The 921-nt window shown below is 72.9% G+C and carries 2 protein-coding genes; both read right to left on the bottom strand.

Features of this window, described 5'->3' with window-relative positions:
* Positions 1 to 128: 128 nt before the first annotated feature.
* Positions 129 to 446: a TFIIB-type zinc ribbon-containing protein gene (locus GCU69_RS04925; RefSeq protein WP_156205223.1), complete on the bottom strand. Its 318-nt coding sequence runs from the start codon at positions 444 to 446 to the stop codon at positions 129 to 131.
* 58 nt (positions 447 to 504) lie between these two features.
* The coding region (locus GCU69_RS04930) for a phosphotransferase family protein (RefSeq protein ID WP_156205224.1) at positions 505 to 921 on the bottom strand (417 nt) is incomplete at its 5' end.

Genomic DNA, 921 nt, shown 5'->3' on the forward strand with positions numbered 1-921 from the left:
CTCAGCGGGAGAGCGCTTCCCTGACACGGAAGAGGTCACTGGTTCAATCCCAGTATCGTCCACACCACGCCGGAGGGCCGGAGCTGATGCTCCGGCCCTTCGGCGTTCCGCCGGTTCTTCGCGGAGCCTCAGGAGGAGAACAGCATCCGGCCGAAGCTCTTCTGCCGGTGGTGGCCGTAGTGCCCGTGCTGCCCGTGCTGCCCGTGGTGTCCGTGCTGTCCGTGGTGGGGCGCGCCCCAGGCCGGTGCGGCGGGGTAGGCCTGCGGGGCGGGGCCGGGGCCCGGGGCCGGCGGCGGAGCCTGCTGTGACCACTGTGTCTCCAGCCGGGTCAGCGACTCCAGCTCCCCGTAGTCCAGGAAGATCCCCCGGCAGCCGCTGCACTGCTCGATCTGGACGCCGTTGCGGTTGTAGGTGTGCATCGGCGCGTGACACTTGGGACACTGCATGATCGGTTCAGCTCCTCTGTTCGGCATCGCCGTGAAGAACCCCCCACGGGCGCTGAGTTCACCCTACGGGTGACGTCTCCGGCCACGGGCCGGGTTCCGCCGGCAGTTGCGCGATCCGCACACAGGCGTCGACCAGCGCCGCCTCCGCCTCGTCCGGGCCGCGTCCGGACGCGGCCGCCTTCGCCAGCGCGATCGCGGCCGACTGGACCGTCAGGGCGCGCGCGGGCACGTCGAGCCGTGGCCACGGGTCACCGTGCGCGGGCACGGCCGGGCCGCCCGCGGCACGGTAGGCGCCGAGGAAGCGGGACCACTCGTCCGGGCTCAGCAGCCCGGCGGCGTACCAGGCCGCGGGGCGGGCGAGATCCCAGGCCGGGTCGCCCAGGCCCAGGTCGTCCACGTCGATCAGCAGCCAGTCCGGGCACCGCACCAGCTGCCCCAGATGCAGATCACCGTGGCAGAGAGCGCTGCCGGGGGC

The sequence above is a fragment of the Streptomyces lycii genome (genome assembly GCF_009735685.1).
Taxonomy (GTDB): domain Bacteria; phylum Actinomycetota; class Actinomycetes; order Streptomycetales; family Streptomycetaceae; genus Streptomyces; species Streptomyces lycii.

Coding starts and splice junctions, on each gene's coding strand:
- GCU69_RS04925 (WP_156205223.1), bottom strand. CDS start 446: ATGCAGTGTCCCAAGTGTCACGCGCCGATGCACACCTACAACCGCAAC.